The organism is Pseudomonas sp. GNP013 (assembly GCF_054343995.1).
Genome location: NZ_JBTGUT010000001.1, coordinates 242,396 through 260,888 on the forward strand (window position 1 = coordinate 242,396; position 18,493 = coordinate 260,888).

At 60.2% G+C, this 18,493-nt stretch carries 16 protein-coding genes and 1 pseudogene; 9 read left to right on the top strand and 8 right to left on the bottom strand.

The window, feature by feature from the left end:
- The first annotated feature begins 12 nt into the window (after positions 1–12).
- The 9 genes from ribBA to ACXX81_RS01200 all read left to right on the top strand — a co-directional run bounded on the left by ribBA (position 13) and on the right by ACXX81_RS01200 (position 6,367).
- On the top strand, positions 13–1,104 hold the full coding sequence (gene ribBA, locus ACXX81_RS01160; protein WP_209985329.1) for a bifunctional 3,4-dihydroxy-2-butanone-4-phosphate synthase/GTP cyclohydrolase II: 1,092 nt from the start codon (positions 13–15) through the stop codon (positions 1,102–1,104).
- An 88-nt stretch (positions 1,105–1,192) separates the two neighbouring features.
- Complete coding sequence (gene ribH, locus ACXX81_RS01165; protein WP_003194576.1) at positions 1,193–1,669, top strand: 6,7-dimethyl-8-ribityllumazine synthase; 477 nt, start codon at positions 1,193–1,195, stop codon at positions 1,667–1,669.
- Positions 1,666–2,166: a transcription antitermination factor NusB gene (nusB, locus tag ACXX81_RS01170; RefSeq protein ID WP_458571085.1), complete on the top strand. Its 501-nt coding sequence runs from the start codon at positions 1,666–1,668 to the stop codon at positions 2,164–2,166. Before ribH ends, nusB begins: the two co-directional genes overlap by 4 nt.
- A gap of 18 nt (positions 2,167–2,184) precedes the next feature.
- On the top strand, positions 2,185–3,150 hold the full coding sequence (gene thiL / locus ACXX81_RS01175) for a thiamine-phosphate kinase (protein ID WP_231423538.1): 966 nt from the start codon (positions 2,185–2,187) through the stop codon (positions 3,148–3,150).
- A gap of 54 nt (positions 3,151–3,204) precedes the next feature.
- Positions 3,205–3,930 carry a substrate-binding periplasmic protein gene (locus tag ACXX81_RS01180; RefSeq protein ID WP_209985323.1) on the top strand — a complete coding sequence of 242 codons (726 nt, stop codon included), beginning with the start codon at positions 3,205–3,207 and terminating at the stop codon, positions 3,928–3,930.
- Between the two features lie 128 nt (positions 3,931–4,058).
- Positions 4,059–4,676, top strand: a complete 618-nt coding sequence (ribA, locus tag ACXX81_RS01185) for a GTP cyclohydrolase II (RefSeq protein ID WP_003232505.1) — start codon at positions 4,059–4,061, stop codon at positions 4,674–4,676.
- Entirely contained in the window at positions 4,673–5,092 is a 420-nt protein-coding gene (locus ACXX81_RS01190) for an MFS transporter (protein WP_209985320.1), read from the top strand. The genes ribA and ACXX81_RS01190 overlap by 4 nt, the downstream gene beginning before the upstream one ends.
- On the top strand, positions 5,089–5,889 hold the full coding sequence (locus ACXX81_RS01195) for a cobalamin-binding protein (protein WP_458571086.1): 801 nt from the start codon (positions 5,089–5,091) through the stop codon (positions 5,887–5,889). The genes ACXX81_RS01190 and ACXX81_RS01195 overlap by 4 nt, the downstream gene beginning before the upstream one ends.
- A 127-nt stretch (positions 5,890–6,016) precedes the next feature.
- On the top strand, positions 6,017–6,367 hold the full coding sequence (locus tag ACXX81_RS01200; protein WP_231423537.1) for a hypothetical protein: 351 nt from the start codon (positions 6,017–6,019) through the stop codon (positions 6,365–6,367).
- 14 nt (positions 6,368–6,381) lie between these two features.
- On the opposite strand, the gene ACXX81_RS01205 is transcribed toward ACXX81_RS01200, so the two are convergent.
- From ACXX81_RS01205 to ACXX81_RS01240, 8 genes and pseudogenes are all read right to left on the bottom strand, one after another.
- Positions 6,382–8,271 carry a TonB-dependent receptor domain-containing protein gene (locus tag ACXX81_RS01205; protein ID WP_458571087.1) on the bottom strand — a complete coding sequence of 630 codons (1,890 nt, stop codon included), beginning with the start codon at positions 8,269–8,271 and terminating at the stop codon, positions 6,382–6,384.
- 140 nt (positions 8,272–8,411) lie between these two features.
- Positions 8,412–10,310 (bottom strand): 1-deoxy-D-xylulose-5-phosphate synthase, encoded by a 1,899-nt coding sequence (dxs, locus tag ACXX81_RS01210; protein ID WP_231423535.1) that lies wholly within the window; start codon positions 10,308–10,310, stop codon positions 8,412–8,414.
- A gap of 111 nt (positions 10,311–10,421) precedes the next feature.
- The gene (locus ACXX81_RS01215) at positions 10,422–11,309 is read right to left on the bottom strand and encodes a polyprenyl synthetase family protein (RefSeq protein ID WP_209985305.1); all 888 of its coding nucleotides are present in this window, start codon (positions 11,307–11,309) and stop codon (positions 10,422–10,424) included.
- Entirely contained in the window at positions 11,306–11,548 is a 243-nt protein-coding gene (locus ACXX81_RS01220) for an exodeoxyribonuclease VII small subunit (protein WP_003176346.1), read from the bottom strand. The genes ACXX81_RS01215 and ACXX81_RS01220 overlap by 4 nt, the downstream gene beginning before the upstream one ends.
- A 133-nt stretch (positions 11,549–11,681) precedes the next feature.
- A pseudogene (locus ACXX81_RS01225) lies at positions 11,682–11,829 on the bottom strand (DUF4172 domain-containing protein); the annotation flags it as partial.
- 565 nt (positions 11,830–12,394) lie between these two features.
- Positions 12,395–13,033: a hypothetical protein gene (locus ACXX81_RS01230; RefSeq protein WP_458571088.1), complete on the bottom strand. Its 639-nt coding sequence runs from the start codon at positions 13,031–13,033 to the stop codon at positions 12,395–12,397.
- A gap of 60 nt (positions 13,034–13,093) precedes the next feature.
- On the bottom strand, positions 13,094–13,732 hold the full coding sequence (locus ACXX81_RS01235; protein WP_458571089.1) for a hypothetical protein: 639 nt from the start codon (positions 13,730–13,732) through the stop codon (positions 13,094–13,096).
- Entirely contained in the window at positions 13,733–18,325 is a 4,593-nt protein-coding gene (locus tag ACXX81_RS01240; RefSeq protein ID WP_458571090.1) for an RHS repeat-associated core domain-containing protein, read from the bottom strand. It abuts the gene before it with no gap.
- Positions 18,326–18,493: the final 168 nt, after the last annotated feature.

An 18,493-nucleotide genomic window follows, 5' to 3' on the forward strand; every position in this document is an offset into this window, starting at 1 on the left:
AGGGGGTGCCGCGTGGCGCTCAACAGCATCGAAGAACTGGTTGAAGACATCCGCCAAGGCAAGATGGTCATCCTGATGGATGACGAAGACCGCGAGAACGAAGGCGACATCATCATGGCCGCCGAGGCCTGCAAGGCTGAACACATCAACTTCATGGCCAAGCATGCCCGCGGGCTGATCTGCATGCCCATGAGCCGCGAGCGCTGCGAACTGCTCAAGCTGCCGTTGATGGCGCCGCGCAACGGCTCGGGGTTCGGCACCAAGTTCACCGTGTCCATCGAGGCCTCCACCGGCGTTACCACCGGGATCTCCGCTGCCGACCGCGCGCGCACCGTGCAAGCGGCCGCCGCACGCGATGCCAGGGCCGAAGACATCGTCAGCCCCGGCCATATCTTCCCGCTGATGGCCCAGCCGGGCGGCACCCTGGCACGCGCTGGCCACACCGAAGCGGCCTGCGACCTGGCGCGCATGGCCGGGTTCGAGCCCAGCGGTGTGATCTGCGAAGTGATGAACGACGACGGCACCATGGCCCGTCGCAGTGAACTCGAGACCTTTGCGGCAGAGCACAACCTCAAGATCGGCACCATCGCCGACCTGATCCACTACCGCATGATCCACGAACGTACCGTTCAGCGGATTGCCGAGCAGCCGCTGGACAGCGAACTGGGCCAGTTCAATCTGGTGACCTACCGTGACTCGGTGGAAGGCGACGTGCACATGGCCCTCACCCTGGGCAGCATCAGCGCCGACGAACCGACCCTGGTGCGGGTGCACAACATGGACCCGCTGCGCGACCTGCTGATGGTCAAGCAACCGGGTCGCTGGAGCCTGCGCGCCGCCATGGCTGCGGTGTCCGAGGCCGGTAGCGGTGTCGTGCTGTTGCTCGGCAACCCGGTGGATGGCGATGTTCTGCTCGCGCATATCCGCGAAACCGCCGAACACTCGAAGATCAAGACGCCGACCACCTACAGCATCGTCGGTGCCGGTTCGCAGATTCTGCGCGACCTGGGCGTGCGCAAAATGCGCCTGATGAGCGCACCGATGAAATTTAATGCGATATCCGGATTCGACCTGGAAGTTGTAGAATACGTGCCCTCCGAATAAAGCCTGGCGATTTTTGCCCCTTGTTCGCGGTTAACACATCACTGAGGGACGCATTTTTCGCGTCCCTGCTCTTTAAGAGATTTGTCGAATGACCCTGAAGACCATCGAAGGTACCTTCATCGCCCCCAAAGGCCGCTACGCCCTGGTGGTTGGCCGCTTCAACAGCTTCGTGGTTGAAAGCCTGGTAAGCGGTGCCGTGGACGCCCTGGTTCGCCACGGTGTGAGCGAAAGCGATATCACCCTGATCCGTGCCCCTGGCGCCTTCGAAATTCCACTGGTTGCGCAAAAAGTTGCTCAGCAAGGTGAATACGCGGCGATCATCGCCCTGGGCGCTGTGATTCGTGGCGGCACCCCGCACTTCGAATACGTTGCCGGTGAATGCACCAAGGGCCTGGCCCAGGTGTCCATGGAGTTCGGCGTGCCAGTCGCGTTCGGCGTGCTGACCGTGGATTCCATCGAGCAGGCCATCGAACGTTCCGGCACCAAAGCCGGCAACAAGGGCGCAGAAGCTGCCTTGTCCGCCCTGGAAATGGTCAGCCTGCTGTCGCAGTTGGAGGCCAAGTGATTTCCGACGACGGCGACAACTTCAACCCACGCGACCCGCGCCCTGCGGACGCCGGCAAGCCTTCGAAAAACGAAAAGCGTCGCGCTGCGCGTCAACTGGCCACCCAGGCGCTGTACCAGCGTCAGATGGCGGGCACCTCGTTGACCGAGATCGAAGCGCAGTTTCGCGTCGACAACGACTTCACCTTCGCTGACCTGCCGTACTTCCACGACATCCTGCACGGTGTGCACGCCAACCTGAGCGAGATCGACGCGGCCCTGGCTCCGTGCCTGGACCTGACCATCGAAGAACTCGACCCGGTTGAACTGTGCGTCGTGCGCCTGTCCGCCTGGGAACTGCTCAAGCGCGTCGACGTGCCGTACCGCGTGGTGATCAACGAAGGGATCGAACTGGCGAAAGTCTACGGTTCCACCGACGGCCACAAGTTCGTCAACGGCGTGCTCGACAAGCTGGCCCCGCGCCTGCGTGAAGCCGAAGTCAAGGCGTACAAGCGCTGATCTGCGCTTGAGTCCGGCATGGGCGAGTTCGAGCTGATCCGCAATTACTTCGCCGCCGCGCCCTGTGCGCAGGGCGGCGAAGGCATTGCCCTGGGGATCGGCGACGACTGCGCCTTGCTGGCGCTGCCTGCCGGTGAGCAACTGGCGGTCTCCACCGATACCCTGGTGGCCGGCGTGCATTTTGCCGACCCCTGTGACCCGTTCCTGCTCGGCCAGCGCTCGTTGGCCGTGGCGGTGAGCGACCTGGCCGCCATGGGCGCCAGCCCCCTTGCATTCACCCTTGCCCTGACCACCCCGACCGTTGATGCCGATTGGTTGCAACGCTATGCCCAGGGTTTGAACGCCATGGCGCAACACTGCGGCGTTGGGTTGGTCGGCGGCGACACCACGCGCGGCCCGCTGAGCCTGACCCTGACTGTGTTTGGCCGTGTGCCGGCCGGTCAGGCATTAACCCGCAGCGGCGCGCAGCCGGATGATCTGCTCTGCGTGGGCGGCGAGCTGGGCAATGCCGCCGGCGCTTTGCCGTTGGTGCTGGGCCAGCGCACGGCGGATGCCGCCATTGCCGATCCGCTGCTGGCCCATTACTGGTCGCCGCAACCGCAGCTAGCCCTGGGTATGGCGCTACGCGGCAAGGCGACCTCGGCGATGGATATCTCCGACGGGCTGTTGGCCGACTGCGGGCATATCGCCAGGGCGTCGGCGGTCAGCCTGTTGATCGAGCGTCAGGCGCTGCCGTTGTCTGCAGCCTTGCTGGCGTTTGTCGGCGATGACGAGGCCCGTGTGGCCGCGTTGAGTGGTGGTGATGATTACGTGCTGGCGTTTACGTTACCGGCGGCCGAGCTGACGCCGTTGCTGGCCGCCGGCTGGCCGATCCATGTGATCGGTCGGGTCGCGGCGGGGCAGGGCGTGACGCTGCTGGATGCCGATGGGCACGACGTTACCCCGCGGGTTCGTGGCTATCAGCATTTTCATGAAGCGCCGTAGTCCGGCGACCTGCGCTACCCTTTAATCCATTAATACCTATGGAAGACCGTCACCATGGATGTGCGCCGCTGGCTGCTGATCCTCCTTTGCGTCGTGGCGCCCCTGGTGCACGCGCACGAATCGCCGGTGCCGGGAAAAATCACGCTGGCCAGTGAGGAGTGGGACAATTACACCAACCGCGACGGTAGCGGCCTGGGTTGGGACGTATTGCGCCAGGTGTTCGAGCCCGCCGGCATCGCCCTGCAAACCCGCAGTGTGCCGTACACCCGTTCGGTCGGCCTGACCCGGCGCGGAGAAGTGGACGGCTGGGTCGGTTCCTACCATGACGAAACCGAAGGCGTGTTGTACCCGGATTTGCCCTTCGACGCCGATCACGTCTACGCCCTGGGGCTTTCCACTACACCGGCGCCGACCCCGGCGACGGTGGGCAATTACCGTCTGGCCTGGGTGCGTGGCTATAAATACGAGGATTACCTGCCCAACGTCCACCGCTTCAACCAGATTCAGCGGCGCGACGGGATCCTGCCGATGCTGGAGCACGGTCGCGCCGACTTCTATATCGATTCGCTCACCGAAGCCCGATACGTTCTCAGCCAGGCCGACGATCCCGGAAAATTCAGGCTCACCCCCATCATCGAACTGCCGCTCTACGTGGGCTTTGCCGACAACGAGCGCGGGCGAGCATTGATGGCGGTATATAACCAGCGCATGGCCGCGCTGGTTAAAAGCGGCGAGCTGAAGCCGATCTTTCAGCGCTGGAAGCTGCCGTATCCGTTCTGACGTGCATAGAACCGTGGCGAAGGCCAATCGAACCGATTGATCTTGATCAGCGCGCATTCAACTTAAGCGTCTGCCGGAACCTGCTGTACAATGCCCGCCTCTGTGAAATCTGAAATCAGGAGCACACGGTGCCCGTCGTTTTCGTCGCCGCTTCCAAGCTGCCTACCCCTTTTGCCACGTTCACCATGAACGGCTTTCTCGAAGAAGCCACCGGGCGCGAGCACGTTGTGCTGAGCCTGGGCGATATCGCTGATGGCGAGCCGGTGCTGGGCCGTGTGCACTCCGAGTGCCTCACCGGCGACGCCTTGTTCAGCCAGCGCTGCGACTGCGGTTCGCAACTGGAAGCGGCGTTGCAGGCTATCGCCCGCGAAGGCCGTGGCGTGTTGCTGTACCTGCGCCAGGAAGGCCGGGGCATCGGCCTGATGAACAAGATCCGCGCCTATGAGTTGCAGGACGGCGGCGCCGACACCGTTGAAGCCAACGAACGCCTGGGTTTTGCCGCCGATCAGCGCGATTATGGGATCTGCCTGCCGATGCTGGAGCACCTGGGGGTGAAATCCCTGCGCCTGATGACCAACAACCCGCGCAAGGTCAAGGCCCTGACCGAGATGGGCATCACCGTTGCCGAGCGTGTGCCGCTGCACACCGGGCACAACCCGCACAACAAGCTTTACCTGGCGACCAAGGCCAGCAAGCTTGACCACATGATGGGCAACGAGCACCAGGGCGAGGTCGACCGCGCGTGACTCGCGGCCAGGTGAAACGGCGACTGTCCATCAACTGGTGGCAGTACCTGGCCCTGGCCTTGCTGCCGTTGTTCGTGATCAACCTGGTGTTCGGCCGCGCCCAATCCCTGCTGCCCATGCTGGCCATGCCGTTGTTCATTGCCGGCGTGGCCTCGATGTTTCTCAGCCTGCGCTATTTTCATGGCTATAAACAGGCGCTGATCGTCACCTCCAAAGCCCTCGACACCGCCGAAGAACCCGCCGCCTGGATTACCCTCGCGGCCCGTCGACGCACGGCCTTGCTGGTGGCGGCGCTGCCTGCCTGGATCGGCGCGCTGGCGGTGTTCGTCGGTCTGGAGGCGGTGCCGTTGTTCCTGCTGGCGCTGTCGACGACGGTGTTGTTTTATCTCTACCGCATTCCGCGTCAGTTGGGATGAAACGCTACTGGCTGGCGCTGCTGTTGGCATTCAGTGCCCAGGCATTGGCCGCCGAGCGCGTCGTCAGCCTGGCGCCGTCACTCTCTGAAATCATGCTGGAACTGGGCGCCGCCGATGTATTGGTGGGCGTGCTCGATGGCGGCGAGCGCCCGGCGGCGCTGGCGAACGTGCCCTCGGTCGGGCGTTACGGGCAGTTGGACATGGAGCGCCTGCTGAGCCTGCAACCCGACCTGATCCTGCTGTGGCTCGGCAGCGTCGGCCCGGGCCAGCGTGAGCAACTGCAACGCCTGAAGATCCCCGTGTACGTCGCTGAACCCCACAGCCTTGAGCAACTGGCCAGCCAAGTGCAGACCATTGCCGAGCAGGTGGGTCGTGCCGACGCAGGTCGCCAGCTCGCCACCCGGCTGCGCCAGCGCCTGCTTGAATTGCGCCAGCGCTACCAGCGCGCCGAACCGCTGCGGGTGTTTTATCAGGTATGGAATCAGCCGCTGTATACCGTGGGCGGTGGGCAGATCATCAGTGATGCCCTGGCGGTGTGCGGGGCGCGCAACGTGTTCGACGACCTTACGCTGCCGGCACCGCAGGTCAGCGTCGAGTCGGTACTGCAGCGCAACCCTGAGGTGATCGTGGCGGGGGATCAGCTTCAACTGGAAGCCTGGAAGGTCTGGCCGCAGATCGCCGCGGTAGCGCAAGGGCGCTTGCTGCAGGTGCCCGATAAAGGCCTGGAGCGGCCCAGCGGCCAGATGGTCGACGCGGTGGCCAAACTCTGCCAGTTGATTGCGCCGCAACGTGAGTAGGCACGCACGGTAAACGTTTTCCTACCTGTTATTGAGACTTGTCGGTCGGGTGATTTCGGCGATGTGACGCTACGCTGCTGCGCGCGATGCGTACTGCATAGCGATCGTTCAATAACAGGAGGTGACCATGCGACGTTTGATCATTGGTAGTTGCGCCGCCATTTTGCTGACCGGGTGCAGCACGTTGGAAGGTATCTCTACGATCATGAATTTCAACGACCACGCTATTCCCACCAGAATCTACGCAGGTGGCGCCACGAAGCAGGACATGCTTGCGATCCAGCAGCCCCGGCGTGTTATCGCGGCGCGCAACGGTGTTTTGGAGTGCCTTGACTACCAGTTGGAAAACAAAGGCAAGAAACAGGACTTTTACGTCGGCATTACCGACGCGGGCCGTGTTGGCGCGTACGGGTTCATAGGCTGTGAACGGGCAATCAAGGAAGGTTATCTGGATGCCGGCAAGGCGTCTGTCCGCTAGAGGTTGCCGGGTCGCTACAACCGAGGTGTCCAGGTCAGGCCCAGCATCCAGGTGCGGCCTTCTTCGCGGTAGTTCTGGTTATTGGAAAAGTCCGCTGCGTTGTAGCTGTAGCGGGCGCGGGCGTATTGGCGGTCGAGCAGGTTGTCGACGTTGAGCGAAACGCTGACTTCGCGCGTGACCGCCCATCTGCTGCGCAACCCGAGCAGCGCGTAACCGCCCAGGCGGTCCTGATTGTCTTGAGCGTTGTAGCTGTTGCTGATTGCCTGCCAGCTTGCGCCCACGCCCAACGCGTCAAATTGCCGGTCCAGATCCAGGCTTAACGTGCGGCGCGCGCGACGGGCCAGGGTGTGGCCGGTATCGCGATCACGCGGGTCGATGAATGAAACGCCCACATTGCCCTGCCAACCGAACAGCTCCTGCTTGAGCGCCGCTTCAAAGCCATTGATGCGCGCCGAGGCGACGTTCTGCGGTTTGCTGGTGCTGTCCAGAATGATCGCGTCGCTCAAGTTCGTGCGGTACAGCGACGCTTCCAGGCGGGCGTGGTCAGACAGTTGGCTGCGCCATTGCAGCTCGTAGCTCTTTGAGGTTTCGGGCCGCAGGTTGGGGTTGCTGTACTGCGTATCCGGGTAATAGAGGTCGTTGAAGGTCGGCGCGCGAAAGCCTTCGCTGTAGCTCAAGAGCACGTCGTTGTTGGGGTTGATCGGTACGCTCAGGGTGCCGCTCCAGCTGTTCTGGCTGCCGAACTGCTGGTTCTGATCGCGGCGCAGGCCCAGCTCGGTGGAGAACCACTCGCCGTGAAAGCGATGCTGCACAAAGACTGCGCGGTTCCAGCGGCTGTTTTCGCTGAAGGTGGTGGAGCCGTGGAAGCGGTCCTCGTACCAGTCGCCGCCGAGGATCAGGCTGTTGCGGTCATTGAGCGTCAGGTCATTCTGCCAGTTGAGCGAGTCGCGGTAGGTGTTGAATACGCTGAAATCATCGCTGAGGGTGTCGCGCTTGGTGTCACGGTTTTCGCTGTGGCCCAGTTCCAGGCGCGATTGCCAGCCCTCGCTGAGCCTCGCATCCACGTAGCCGCTGGCGCTGCTCACGGTGTAGTCGGTGTAGGGCTTTTGTCCGACGCTTTGCCCGGTGGCAAGGTCGTAGCGGCCGAAGCTGTTGTCGTATTCCGACTTGCCACGGTTATCCAACAGATTGAAACCCGCTTCCCATTCATCGCTGAACGAATGGCTGAGGTTCAGGCTGATGGACTGGTTGCGGTAGGCGTCGCGGTCGCCGTCGCTGGCAAATGACTCATGGCTTGAGTTGATGCCAGCCGTTTCATCCAGGCTCGCGCCGAGGTTGAAGCGCGTGTGTTCGTCGCCACCAGACAGACCGACGCTGCGCTCCCAGCTCTGGTTGCTGCCAAAACCCAGCTTCAGGCGCGGTTGCAGGCCCTGCTCGGCGTTACGCCGAGTGAACACCTGGATCACCCCGCCAATCGCATCACTGCCGTAGATCACCGAGCGTGAGCCGCGCAGCACTTCCACCCGCTCAATCTGGTCGACATTCAGGTATTGCAGGCCGCTGTCGCCGGACGTGGCATTGGCAATGCGCTGACCGTCCACCAGCACCAGGCTTTGTGCGGATGTCGTGCCACGGATGTAGACCCCCGGCAAACTGCCACGCCCTCCGGTGCGCGCGATTTGCACGCCTGGGACGCGGCTGAGCAGGTCGGTGAGGCTGGTGGGTTGCAGGCGGACGATGTCGTCGCGGGTGAACACCGTGTTGGCGGCGCTGCTGTCATTGCGGGCCTGGACCTGGCGGTTGGCGCTGATCACCACGTCGGGGAGATTGAGGGCATCGTCACGGCTGGCGGCGAGCAGGTCCGAGGCGGGCAGAAGCAGGAGGGCAAGGTGAAGAGGTTTCATGGCTGTCCATAGCATTGAAAGTTAACCCAAAACCAATGTGGGAGGGGGTTTGCTCCCGATTGCGGTGGGTCAGTCAACTCGAATGTCGCTGACCCACTGCAATCGGGAGCAAGCCCCCTCCCACCTATTGGTTCCTGTTTCTACAGGCCCAGCAACGCCATGCGCTGGCGCACCGAGGCTTCGATACCGGCCTCGTCCAGCCCGCATTCGGCGAGCATCTGTGCAGGTTTGGCATGTTCGACGTACACGTCCGGCAAGCCCAGGTGCAGCACCGACTTGAGGATATTCTCCCGCGCCAGGCACTCACTGACCGCCGCACCGGCGCCGCCCATGATGGCGTTCTCTTCGAGCGTGACCAGCAGCTCATGGCTGCCGGCGATCTCGCGCACCAGGGCTTCATCCAGGGGTTTGACGAAACGCATGTCGACCACCGTTGCGTCGATCTTCTCGGCGACTTTGAGCGCCTCGGCCAATTGCACGCCGAACACCAGGAAGGCGACCTTGCTGCCCTGGCGACGCACGATGCCCTTGCCGATCTCGATGGGTTCGAGGTCTTTTTCGATCACTGCGTTCGGGCCGGTACCGCGCGGGTAGCGCACGGCGGCGGGGCCGTTGTACAGGTGGCCGGTGCTGAGCATCTTGCGCAGTTCGTTCTCGTCGCTTGGCGTCATCACCAGCATGCCGGGGATGCAGCGCAGGTACGACAGGTCGAAACTGCCGGCGTGGGTCGGGCCGTCTTCGCCCACCAGGCCCGCACGGTCGATGGCAAACAGTACGTCGAGGTTCTGCACCGCCACGTCGTGAACCAGCTGGTCATAACCGCGCTGCAGGAATGTGGAGTAGATCGCCACCACTGGCTTGGCACCTTCACAGGCCATGCCGGCGGCGAAGGTCACCGCGTGTTGCTCGGCAATCGCCACGTCGAAGTAACGCAGCGGGAAACGCTCGCTGAACGCCACCAGGTCGGAGCCTTCCTTCATCGCCGGGGTAACCCCCACCAACCGTGGGTCGGCGGCGGCCATGTCGCACAGCCATTCGCCGAACACTCCGGAATATTTGGGACCGCTGGCTTTTTTCGGCGCGGCGGCGGGGGCGTCCAGGGGGTCGAGTTTGGTGATCGCGTGGTAGCCGATCGGGTCGACCTCCGCCGGCGCGAAGCCTTTGCCCTTCTTGGTGACGATATGCAGGAACTGCGGGCCCTTGAGGTCGCGCATGTTGCGCAGCGTGGCAATCAGGGTGGGCAGGTCATGGCCGTCGATGGGGCCGATGTAGTTCCAGCCCAACTCTTCGAACAGTGTGCCGGGCACCAGCATGCCCTTGGCGTATTCTTCGGTGCGCCGGGCAATTTCCCACGCGCCGGGCAGACGCGAGAGCACCTTCTTGCTGCCTTCACGCATGCTGGCGTACGTGCGGCTGGAGAGGATTTTTGCCAGGTAATTGGACAGGCCGCCGACATTGCGCGAGATCGACATGTCGTTGTCGTTGAGGATCACCAGCATGTTGGCGTCCACTTCCGGCGCATGGTTGAGCGCTTCGAACGCCATGCCGGCGGTCAGCGCGCCGTCACCGATCACCGCAATCGCCTTGCGATCGCTGCCTTGCAGACGGGCGGCAATCGCCATGCCCAGCGCGGCGCTGATGGAGGTGCTGGAGTGGCCGACGCCAAAGGTGTCGTACTCACTCTCGGCGCGGCGCGGGAAGGCGGCGATGCCGTCCTTCTGGCGCAGGCTGTTCATGCGCTCGCGACGGCCGGTAAGGATTTTATGCGGGTACGCCTGATGGCCCACGTCCCACACCAGCCGGTCATCCGGGGTGTCGAAGACGTAGTGCAGCGCGATAGTCAGCTCGATGACGCCCAGGCCGGCACCGAAATGCCCACCGGTCTGGCCGACCGTGTAGAGCAATTCCAGGCGCAGTTCATCGGCCAGGGTTTCCAGCTCGGCTTCAGCCAGTCGACGCAGGCCGTCCGGCGTGGCAGCACGGTCGAGCAGCGGCGTGGACGGGCGTATGCGGGGAATCTCTTGAAACGTCGTGGGCATCAGGCGAATCGTTATAGGTATAGAAGAGGCGGCAGTTTACCTCAAGCATCGCAAACTGCCCACGCGGAGCGCCGAAGTTGAGCGATAGGCGGCGCAAATGGCCGCCGTTGATCAGTGGCGACGTTCGACGATATACCGCGCCAGCTCGCGCAGTGGCGCGGCCGCCGCGTCGAACGGTCGCAGGGCATCCAGGGCCTGATCGCGCAGTTCCAGGGCGTACGCCTTGGCCGCATCGAGCCCGAGCAGTGCAGGATAAGTCGGTTTGTCCCGTGCGATATCGGCGCCCTGGCGTTTGCCGAGGGTGGCGGTATCACTTTCCACGTCGAGAATGTCGTCCTGCACCTGAAAGGCCAGGCCGATGGCCCGCGAGTAGGTCTGCAGCGCCGCCAACTTTGCGGGCTCGGCGCGACCGCTGGCCAGGGCACCCAGGTGCACCGCAGCCTCGATCAGCGCGCCGGTCTTGTGGCGATGCATGTGTTCCAGGGCAGCCTGGTCCAGCTTGAGACTGACCGAACCCATGTCGATGGCCTGCCCGCCGACCATCCCGGCCGGGCCTGCTGCCAGGGCCAGGGCGGTGACCATGCGCAGGCGTGTTTCGGCATCGACGCGGCTCAGCGCCGGGTCCAGCAATGCGCTGAACGCCAGGCTCTGCAAGCCATCACCGGCGAGGATCGCATACGCTTCATCAAAGGCTTTGTGGGTGGTCGGCTGGCCGCGCCGCAGATCGTCATCGTCCATGGCCGGTAAATCGTCATGCACCAGGGAGTAGGCGTGAATCAGCTCCACTGCACAGGCCGCGCCATTGGCCTGCTCGGCCGGCGCGCCCAATGCCTCGCACGCGGCATAGGCCAGCAACGGGCGCACACGCTTGCCGCCATTCATCACGCTGTAGCGCATGGCGTCATAAAGGCGGTTGAGTTCAGGGCCCGGCGCAACAAACAAGGGCGCAAGCGCCGCATTGACCCGGGCTTGGCTACTGGCCTGGTACGCATCGATCATTCGGGCTGTTCCGCATCGAAAGGTTCTTCGGCCAGCTCCCCGTCACGTTCCAGCAGCACCTGCACCTTCTGCTCCGCCTGCGCCAACGCGCTCTGGCAGTCACGGGTCAGGCCGATGCCTTGCTCAAACGCCGTCAACGAGTCTTCCAGCGACAACTCGCCGTTCTCCAGACGCTCGACCAGGGTTTGCAGGTCGGCGAGGGATTGTTCGAAATCGAGTGCAACTTTTTTGCGGGCCATGGCGGCTATTCCGGTAGACGGTAAACCGGCGCGACACTAGCAGACATGGGGATTGTGGGCAAATGAGCGGGGCATCACTCGTCTGCTGTATTGACCTGATAACGCGTGCGGTGGCGGCTTACCTGACCGTCTGTCGCCGTGCCAGTGACGAGCGCACCGAGCCGACATTCGACTGCTCACCCTCAATCGCCGAGCATGCTCAACGGCTTGCCTCGGGCTTGTCCACACTCGCGCAGCAACGCCGCGGGGCGACCGGGTTGCCAGCGGAAGTGCGGCCAGATTCAGTGCGGATGAGCCATGGTGGAATGCCTGGGGTGCGTGAGCCGAATAAAAAAGTTATTCGGCTCATTTGGTGAGCTGATTGTGCTTCGGATTCGGCTCGGGATCTAATTTGAGGGAGGATTCTGGGTGCTTCTTCTAGTTGTTAGAGATTACGCAATATGCCTCGTCAAAAACCGCATCACCCACAATAATTATCTCATCGTCGGCGACTTTTATGATTTTTCTGAGCCGTCGTGAGGTTGCCAAGTCCGGGAGGTTGTCCGCGAGCTTAATGCTTTTGTACAGCCTGTTCCAGGCAATTGCTTCCTGAAAAGCTATGCTTTCATTAATTTTTCTAACAAAGGAATCGTGGTCATTTGTGGGTAGAGTATCAAAGTTGATTTTCTGGGAGCTCAGCTCCGTAACTAGCTCGTCATCGAAATAGCTCATTTTTTTTGCGAGCGTTCCAAACGGGTCATAACGGTAGTTAGCGGTTTGCCCATTAGGACTATTAATCAGTGTTTCATAGCGTTGGGTGGTCGCTCAAATTTGGATTTTTGGTCTGGAGAGTTTGTTGAGTTTTAGTCATATCTTTTCAACGCTGTATCCGTCTGAGGTCACTGTAAAAATAATCTCTTTGCTGATGGCTGCCTTGAAGCAGTAACTTTCCGTATTTTGCAGAGGGGTAATGCATTTTGCGTCTTGCGAAAGGGTAGGGTGTTCTTCTTTAAAAAGGCCATCTGTTTCAACTCCAATCGCACTATTGCTTTTGAATGCTATGGGGTTGTGAAAGGTAATTAGTAGAAGTTCATCTTGCTGGTTGGTAAAAACCACCAGTAATTCGTTACGCTTGCACGTGACTTGTTGAATGGTTCCTTTCGAAACTTCAAGTGCTTTTGTTTCAGGTGTTTTTCCATTCAAGGGTTGATCGGGGTTCCAGAATTTCAGGTCGGAAAAGTGTCTCTCTATATCATCCAGTTCATCATCGCCGAGAGAGTCATCAAAGTGTTGAGAAATTATCGTGCGTACCTTTGATAATCGCTGGGTAACGGCGCAATCATCGATAAAGTCAGTGGTCGCTTTGCGATATTCTTCCAGGGCGCCAGGCTTTTCAGCATAATAGCTGCCCATTTTATGTAGGGATATCAATATAAATTCAACCTCTTTCAAAGCGTCAAGAGCTTCTTCGCCTGTAAGTACTATTTTTTTATTCTTCTCTAACATTGCTTTCCGTTGGTAAGTGTTCGCTCAGTTAACGCTTGTTTTGGGTTTTGACGAAGTTATCTATTTTCGGTGGATGTAGGCGTAAATATCGGTTTTGTTTATTTTCGTAATATTGACATTGCTAAGTGCGTTGTCGGCATATTTTGCATTTTTGGAATGGCAAATTAGTTGTGCTGCTCCGTGTGTTTCCATGTCATAAAATCTGAAGCAGATGGAGTCTTTGTTAGTGAGGATTAGTTTGAGGTCTTCAGTGGTAGATATATTTTTTAAATGACTTAGTTTATTCCAGGTTTTTTCAGGTTCATGATTTTTATTTTGCATGATGATAATGCTCGTTCGATATGTCGTCAGGCCTGTAGGGTCTATATTTGTGGGATTGGAATTCAAATGCACGATTTCGGAATAAATTGAGGTGGTCTGGTTTTTCTTTAAAATGTCATTAGGATCTGAACGCTTGCTGAATTCCTTCAGCATCAAGTATTCTTGAGTTTTACTGCTAAGGGGAGTCATCGATGTGTTCCACTGGAGAATCGTGGGCCATTTTCGGGTAAGCAGCACACTTAAATCACACCACGTGTTCCAAACATCTGAGAAATTTTGGTTTAGCAAGGTCATTGTTGTGAATTCAGGGTCTGCATCTGGGTGCAGTTGATCCCAGGGGTGAATGCCGGTTTCCTTGATATATACGGACTCCATCATCTATCTCTTAAAGTAAGTGTGTGTGTCAGTTCCAATCGTTAAAGATATCTTTTTCCCCTTAACGCTTGGCTGGGTATTGAAATGTGGAGCATGGTTTCCTTTTTTATGGCCTAGTGAATGTTCACGAATTTCTACTCTGCGCTCAAGCATTTTAAATACGTATACCCTGCCCTCGGTGTGCTGTTTTTGATCTCTGATGGGCTCTCGATAAACAAGCACCGGCTGCTGGGTTCTTGGGACACCTCCTATATCTTTTGCTCGTTTGAATGCACCATTTCTGGAGAGTTTGCTGTCTGCTCCTCTGGGTAGCTCTACATCGCCCTTATTGACTGAAGCCGTATTTTCCGGGGTTTTGACGCTATAGCTCGGCTTGCAGCCGTCTCCGCCAGGGCAGGAGGTTAGCCCAAGAGGATCTGTCCATCCTGTGGGATTTATTACGTACTGGTACGCATTGATCCCACCCGCCAGCTTCACCGGGTCCGGCGTCAGATAGCGCCCAACATCCGGATTGTAGTAGCGATGACGGTTGTAGTGCAGGCCGCTTTCTTCGTCGAAGTATTGGCCTTGAAAGCGCAGCGGGTTGTCGACTTTTCCGACGTCGAGGCGGCTGATCTGGCCGTAGGCGCGGTAGTGGGCGGACCAGACGATTTCGCCGTCTGCGGCGGTGAGTTCCTGTGGGGTGCCGAGGTGGTCGAGTTGGTAGTGGTAGGGTTTGGTGGCGTTGGGACCGAAGCCTTCCAGCAGGGCCAACGGCCGGAAGCTGTCGGGTTCGTAGAGGTAGCTGCGGTGGCGGTCGGCGTGGTGTTCGGCGATCAGTTTGTCGCCTTGCCAGAAGAACTCGGTGGTTTTGTCATCGACGGTTTTGCTGATGCGGCGGCCAAAGGGGTCGTAGCGGTAGTGGGCGGTTTGGCCGTTGGGTTTTTTGACGGCGATCAGCCGATGCTGACAGTCGTAGCGGTATTCGGTGACCAATGCGTGAGCTTTGCCACGGCGTTCGCGGATCAGGTTGCCGAAGGCGTCGTGGTCGTAATGCCGGTCGCCCTGGATCATCAGGCGATTGCCGGCGACGATGTCCGGGCCGGGGCGGTCGTGCATCAGCAGGTTGCCGGCCGGGTTGTGGCCGAAGCGTTCCTGCAGGTCCTGCGAATGGTCGGCGCGGGTCAGGCGGTGGAGCGGGTCGTAGGCGTAGTGGTGTTCGCCTTTGCGCGTATCGAGAATGCGGGCGAGGTTGCCGGATTTGTCGTAGTCGTATTGGCGGCGGTAGTGGCGGTTTTCCTGTTGCGTGATGGCGTGGGCGTGCAGGCGGTGTTGGTCGTCGTAATGGTAATGGCTGATTAATTCGCCTTGCTGTCGTTGCTGCTCCCTGCCCGCTTTGAATAGATGCGAGGTGAGCACTTCACCGTTGAGCTGAACCGTCGCGAGGTGGCCGCCTTTATCGTGGTTAAACGTGACGCGGTTGTTATCCGGCAGGCGCAGGCGCTGCAGTTGACCGCAGGCGTCATAGCCATAACGCAAGGTGCCCCAGCCTTGATGCTCGGCGGTCAGACGGTTTTGTCGATCGTATTCGTAGGCCAGCGCCCAGTGGCCGTCTTCGACGTGGAGGAGATTGCCCTGGCGGTCGTAGGCATAGTCAACAAGGGCGCCATCGGGCAGGGTTTTTCTGACAAGGCGTCCGGCGTGGTCACGCGCGTAGCGGGTAACCAACTGACTGCCATCGTCGCCGTATTCAGTCTTTTCCTGCAGATTGCCGTTGAGGTCATAAACGTAGGCGGTACGCTGGCCGTCAAAGCCGATTTCCTGCTGGATCAACCCGTTGGGGTGATAAGCGAGCCGGTAGGTCTCGCCCACCTCGTTTTCGATCTCGGTCAGCAGCAACCGAGTATTGTCGTAGCGGTACTGGACCTGCGAGCCATCGGCATTGAACCGTCGACTGATCAGGTGCAGCCCGTCGGCATACTCGTAGCGAGTGACGTGGCCCAGTTCATCGCGTTCGGCGGTGATTTTTCCGTAGGCGTTGTAGCTGTATTCCCTGCATGCACCGCCCGGCAATATCAGGCGAGTCAATCGACCGACGCTGTCCCATTGGTATTGGCTCAGCGCCCCATGCTCATCCTCGCGGGCAACCTCCCGTCCCAGGTCGTCATAGCGGTAGCGCTTGATCCCGCCATTGGGCAACTGCTCCTCAAGCAGTTGCCCGCGCTCATTCCATACCAGCCGTTGGCAACTGTGATCGGGATACCAGACGCCAATCAGTTGCCCGTGTTTGTTGTAGCTGTAGTCGGTTACATGGCCGTCAGGATCGGTCTTACGCGTTACGTCGCCTTGTTCATTACGCTCGTATTTCCAAACCGCCTCGCCTCGGCGCACCACCCGTACGAACCCGTTGTCATGCTCGTAGGACGTCGGCTCATCGTCCCCGGGAAACAGCGCCACCAACCGCCCAGCATCGTCATACTGATACGCCGTCACCGCGCCGAGCGGGTCCTGCTCAACCGTCAGCCGGCCTTTTTCATCGTAGGATTTGAAGTGTTGAGCGCCATCCGGATCAACCCGCTGCACCAGCCGCGCCCGCGGGTCATGCACATACACTTCCTGACTGCCATCGGCGTTATGCACGGTGACGCGTCCGTCATCACCCCACACATAGCGCGTGTCCATCTGCGCAAAACTGGCCCAGTGCCGTACACAGCGCGCCGCCTTGCCGGAACGTTCCCACGCCCAAAAGAAACTCGCCCCACCGGCCAGCCCACGTTCCAGAATCACGTGCTGCTCGTCGTACCGATAAACCTCGCATTCACCTACAGCATTGGTCGCCGACACCAGTCGGCCTGTGTCGTCGTAGGCGTAGGAAACACTCGTCTGTTCAGTCACCCACTCGTAAGGCTCACGCCCCATGGCGCGATGCACCTGATAGTCCACCGCGCCAATCCGGCCCTGCGCATAACGCAACCACAGCGAGCGCCCGGCGCCGTTGTCCAGCCGTTCAATGCGCCCCAGCACATCGCGGGAAATGCGCAGCCGGTTGTCATACGCATCGCTGATCGACACCAGCACGCCATCGCGAAAGTGATAAAGCCGCGACGCTTGGGCCAGCACCAGTTCATCCGGCAAATCGCCCAGGAAGATCGCTGCTTCGGCCAGGCTGTTGGTGATCGCCGGTCGCGAAGCGGTCGGCAGCGGAAACTCGGTCGAACGATTCTCATGATCCGTCCACACCACCGAATCGCCGGACACCACCAGCCGCTGCGCCAGGGCATGACTCCAGCCAAACCCCAGCCCAACGTCGATTTCCACCGCACTGGTGCGATACACCCGCGTCCACTCAAACGGCAGAATCCCGTCCAAGGTGCCGTCGGTGAGGGTGAGCAATTCCTCGCCGGTGACCATCGACACCGGGCAACCGTGGGTCACGGTCTTGTCCGAAGACGCAGCCGCATCCCCCGCCGGGTTCTTCGCCGAAACCGGCACATCATCCACGGCCTCTTTCTGCCTCAACACTGCGTTCTGCCGCGCCCGCCAGCGCATCTGCAGCGTGCCTTGCCTTAACCCGCCAACCACACCGCGAATTGCCACCGCCTTGTAACGATCCACCGCCTGCATGAACGTGCTCAGAATCGCCAGCACGCTCTTAACAAAGCCAACTGCCGCGTCGAGAATCTGCCCGCCGTACTTGACCAGCCGCATACTCAAATACGCCACACCCGCCGCAGGCAATGCGATGGTCAGTACAGCGCCGATCACCAGATCGATCAGCAACGACACCACAAACCCCGCCGCGACTTCGGCCATCTGTCCGGGCGGCAATGCGGCCAGCCACAGCATCGCCGTACGCACCAACAGAAACAGCGCCGCCTCATCACTGGCCAGCAGCATTGCCTGTTCCATGACTTTGGGCGCATCGATGGCGAGTTGCGCCAGGCTGGTTGCTTGCGCACCGAGTTGCTCGACGTACTTCAGCGGGTCTTCAAGAATGGCCTGGACCCGCTTGATGCTGTCCCACGCATCGCGGATCGCCGCCCAACTGCCCGTCAGCACACCGCTGCCAATCGCACTGGCCGTGGATTGCTGCCAATACGGCTTGAAGCCTTCCCACTGCTTGCGCAGCCATTGCTCCAGGTCTGTCGTCAGCCCGGTGTAGGAGGCGAACAACGCGTCCACCTGTTGCGTCGAAACTCCGCCCTGCACCCGCACCTGATAACGCCCGCCGGCCCCGCAAACGTGTGATCCCTTGCCGTGTTCATCCAGCTGAATCAGCGTCGAACTGCCGTCATCCAGGCCGATCACCTCAACCGTAATATCGCCAATCGGCACGTCATAGACCGACTCGAACGTGCTCTCAATCTTCAGCACACCACCCGCCGGGCAGCGGGCCACGGTGGAAAAGTCAGCATCGGCAATGCTCACGGAGCGCTGGGCATCGCCCACCCGAAGCACCCGGTCCATCCCGAGCAACGACGGCATATCCAGCCCATCGCTCACTGAGTCCAGCGCGCGCGAATACCAGGCGCCCATCTGCTGGCGATAAATCAGCAGGCTCTGATGAAAGTCATTGAGCTCATGCTCGATAAAAGCGATGTGGGCAGCGTGGGTCATCCGTGACGTCTCGGCAGGGGTCAAGGCGTCGGATTCTGCTCCGGCGAAATAGGGCTGGATGAACGGTTTGCAAAATCAGAATGGGCTTACGACAGCAGCGCAGAAGTCAGCGGCAACTCATGCTGGACGGCTACTTCAGATAGCGATCCTGCTGATTGACTGACACCG

Coding starts and splice junctions, on each gene's coding strand:
- ribH (WP_003194576.1), top strand. CDS start 1,193: ATGACCCTGAAGACCATCGAAGGTACCTTCATCGCCCCCAAAGGCCGC.
- thiL (WP_231423538.1), top strand. CDS start 2,185: ATGGGCGAGTTCGAGCTGATCCGCAATTACTTCGCCGCCGCGCCCTGT.
- ACXX81_RS01180 (WP_209985323.1), top strand. CDS start 3,205: ATGGATGTGCGCCGCTGGCTGCTGATCCTCCTTTGCGTCGTGGCGCCC.
- ACXX81_RS01195 (WP_458571086.1), top strand. CDS start 5,089: ATGAAACGCTACTGGCTGGCGCTGCTGTTGGCATTCAGTGCCCAGGCA.
- ACXX81_RS01200 (WP_231423537.1), top strand. CDS start 6,017: ATGCGACGTTTGATCATTGGTAGTTGCGCCGCCATTTTGCTGACCGGG.
- ACXX81_RS01205 (WP_458571087.1), bottom strand. CDS start 8,271: ATGAAACCTCTTCACCTTGCCCTCCTGCTTCTGCCCGCCTCGGACCTG.
- dxs (WP_231423535.1), bottom strand. CDS start 10,310: ATGCCCACGACGTTTCAAGAGATTCCCCGCATACGCCCGTCCACGCCG.
- ACXX81_RS01215 (WP_209985305.1), bottom strand. CDS start 11,309: ATGATCGATGCGTACCAGGCCAGTAGCCAAGCCCGGGTCAATGCGGCG.
- ACXX81_RS01220 (WP_003176346.1), bottom strand. CDS start 11,548: ATGGCCCGCAAAAAAGTTGCACTCGATTTCGAACAATCCCTCGCCGAC.
- ACXX81_RS01230 (WP_458571088.1), bottom strand. CDS start 13,033: ATGTTAGAGAAGAATAAAAAAATAGTACTTACAGGCGAAGAAGCTCTT.
- ACXX81_RS01235 (WP_458571089.1), bottom strand. CDS start 13,732: ATGATGGAGTCCGTATATATCAAGGAAACCGGCATTCACCCCTGGGAT.
- ACXX81_RS01240 (WP_458571090.1), bottom strand. CDS start 18,325: ATGACCCACGCTGCCCACATCGCTTTTATCGAGCATGAGCTCAATGAC.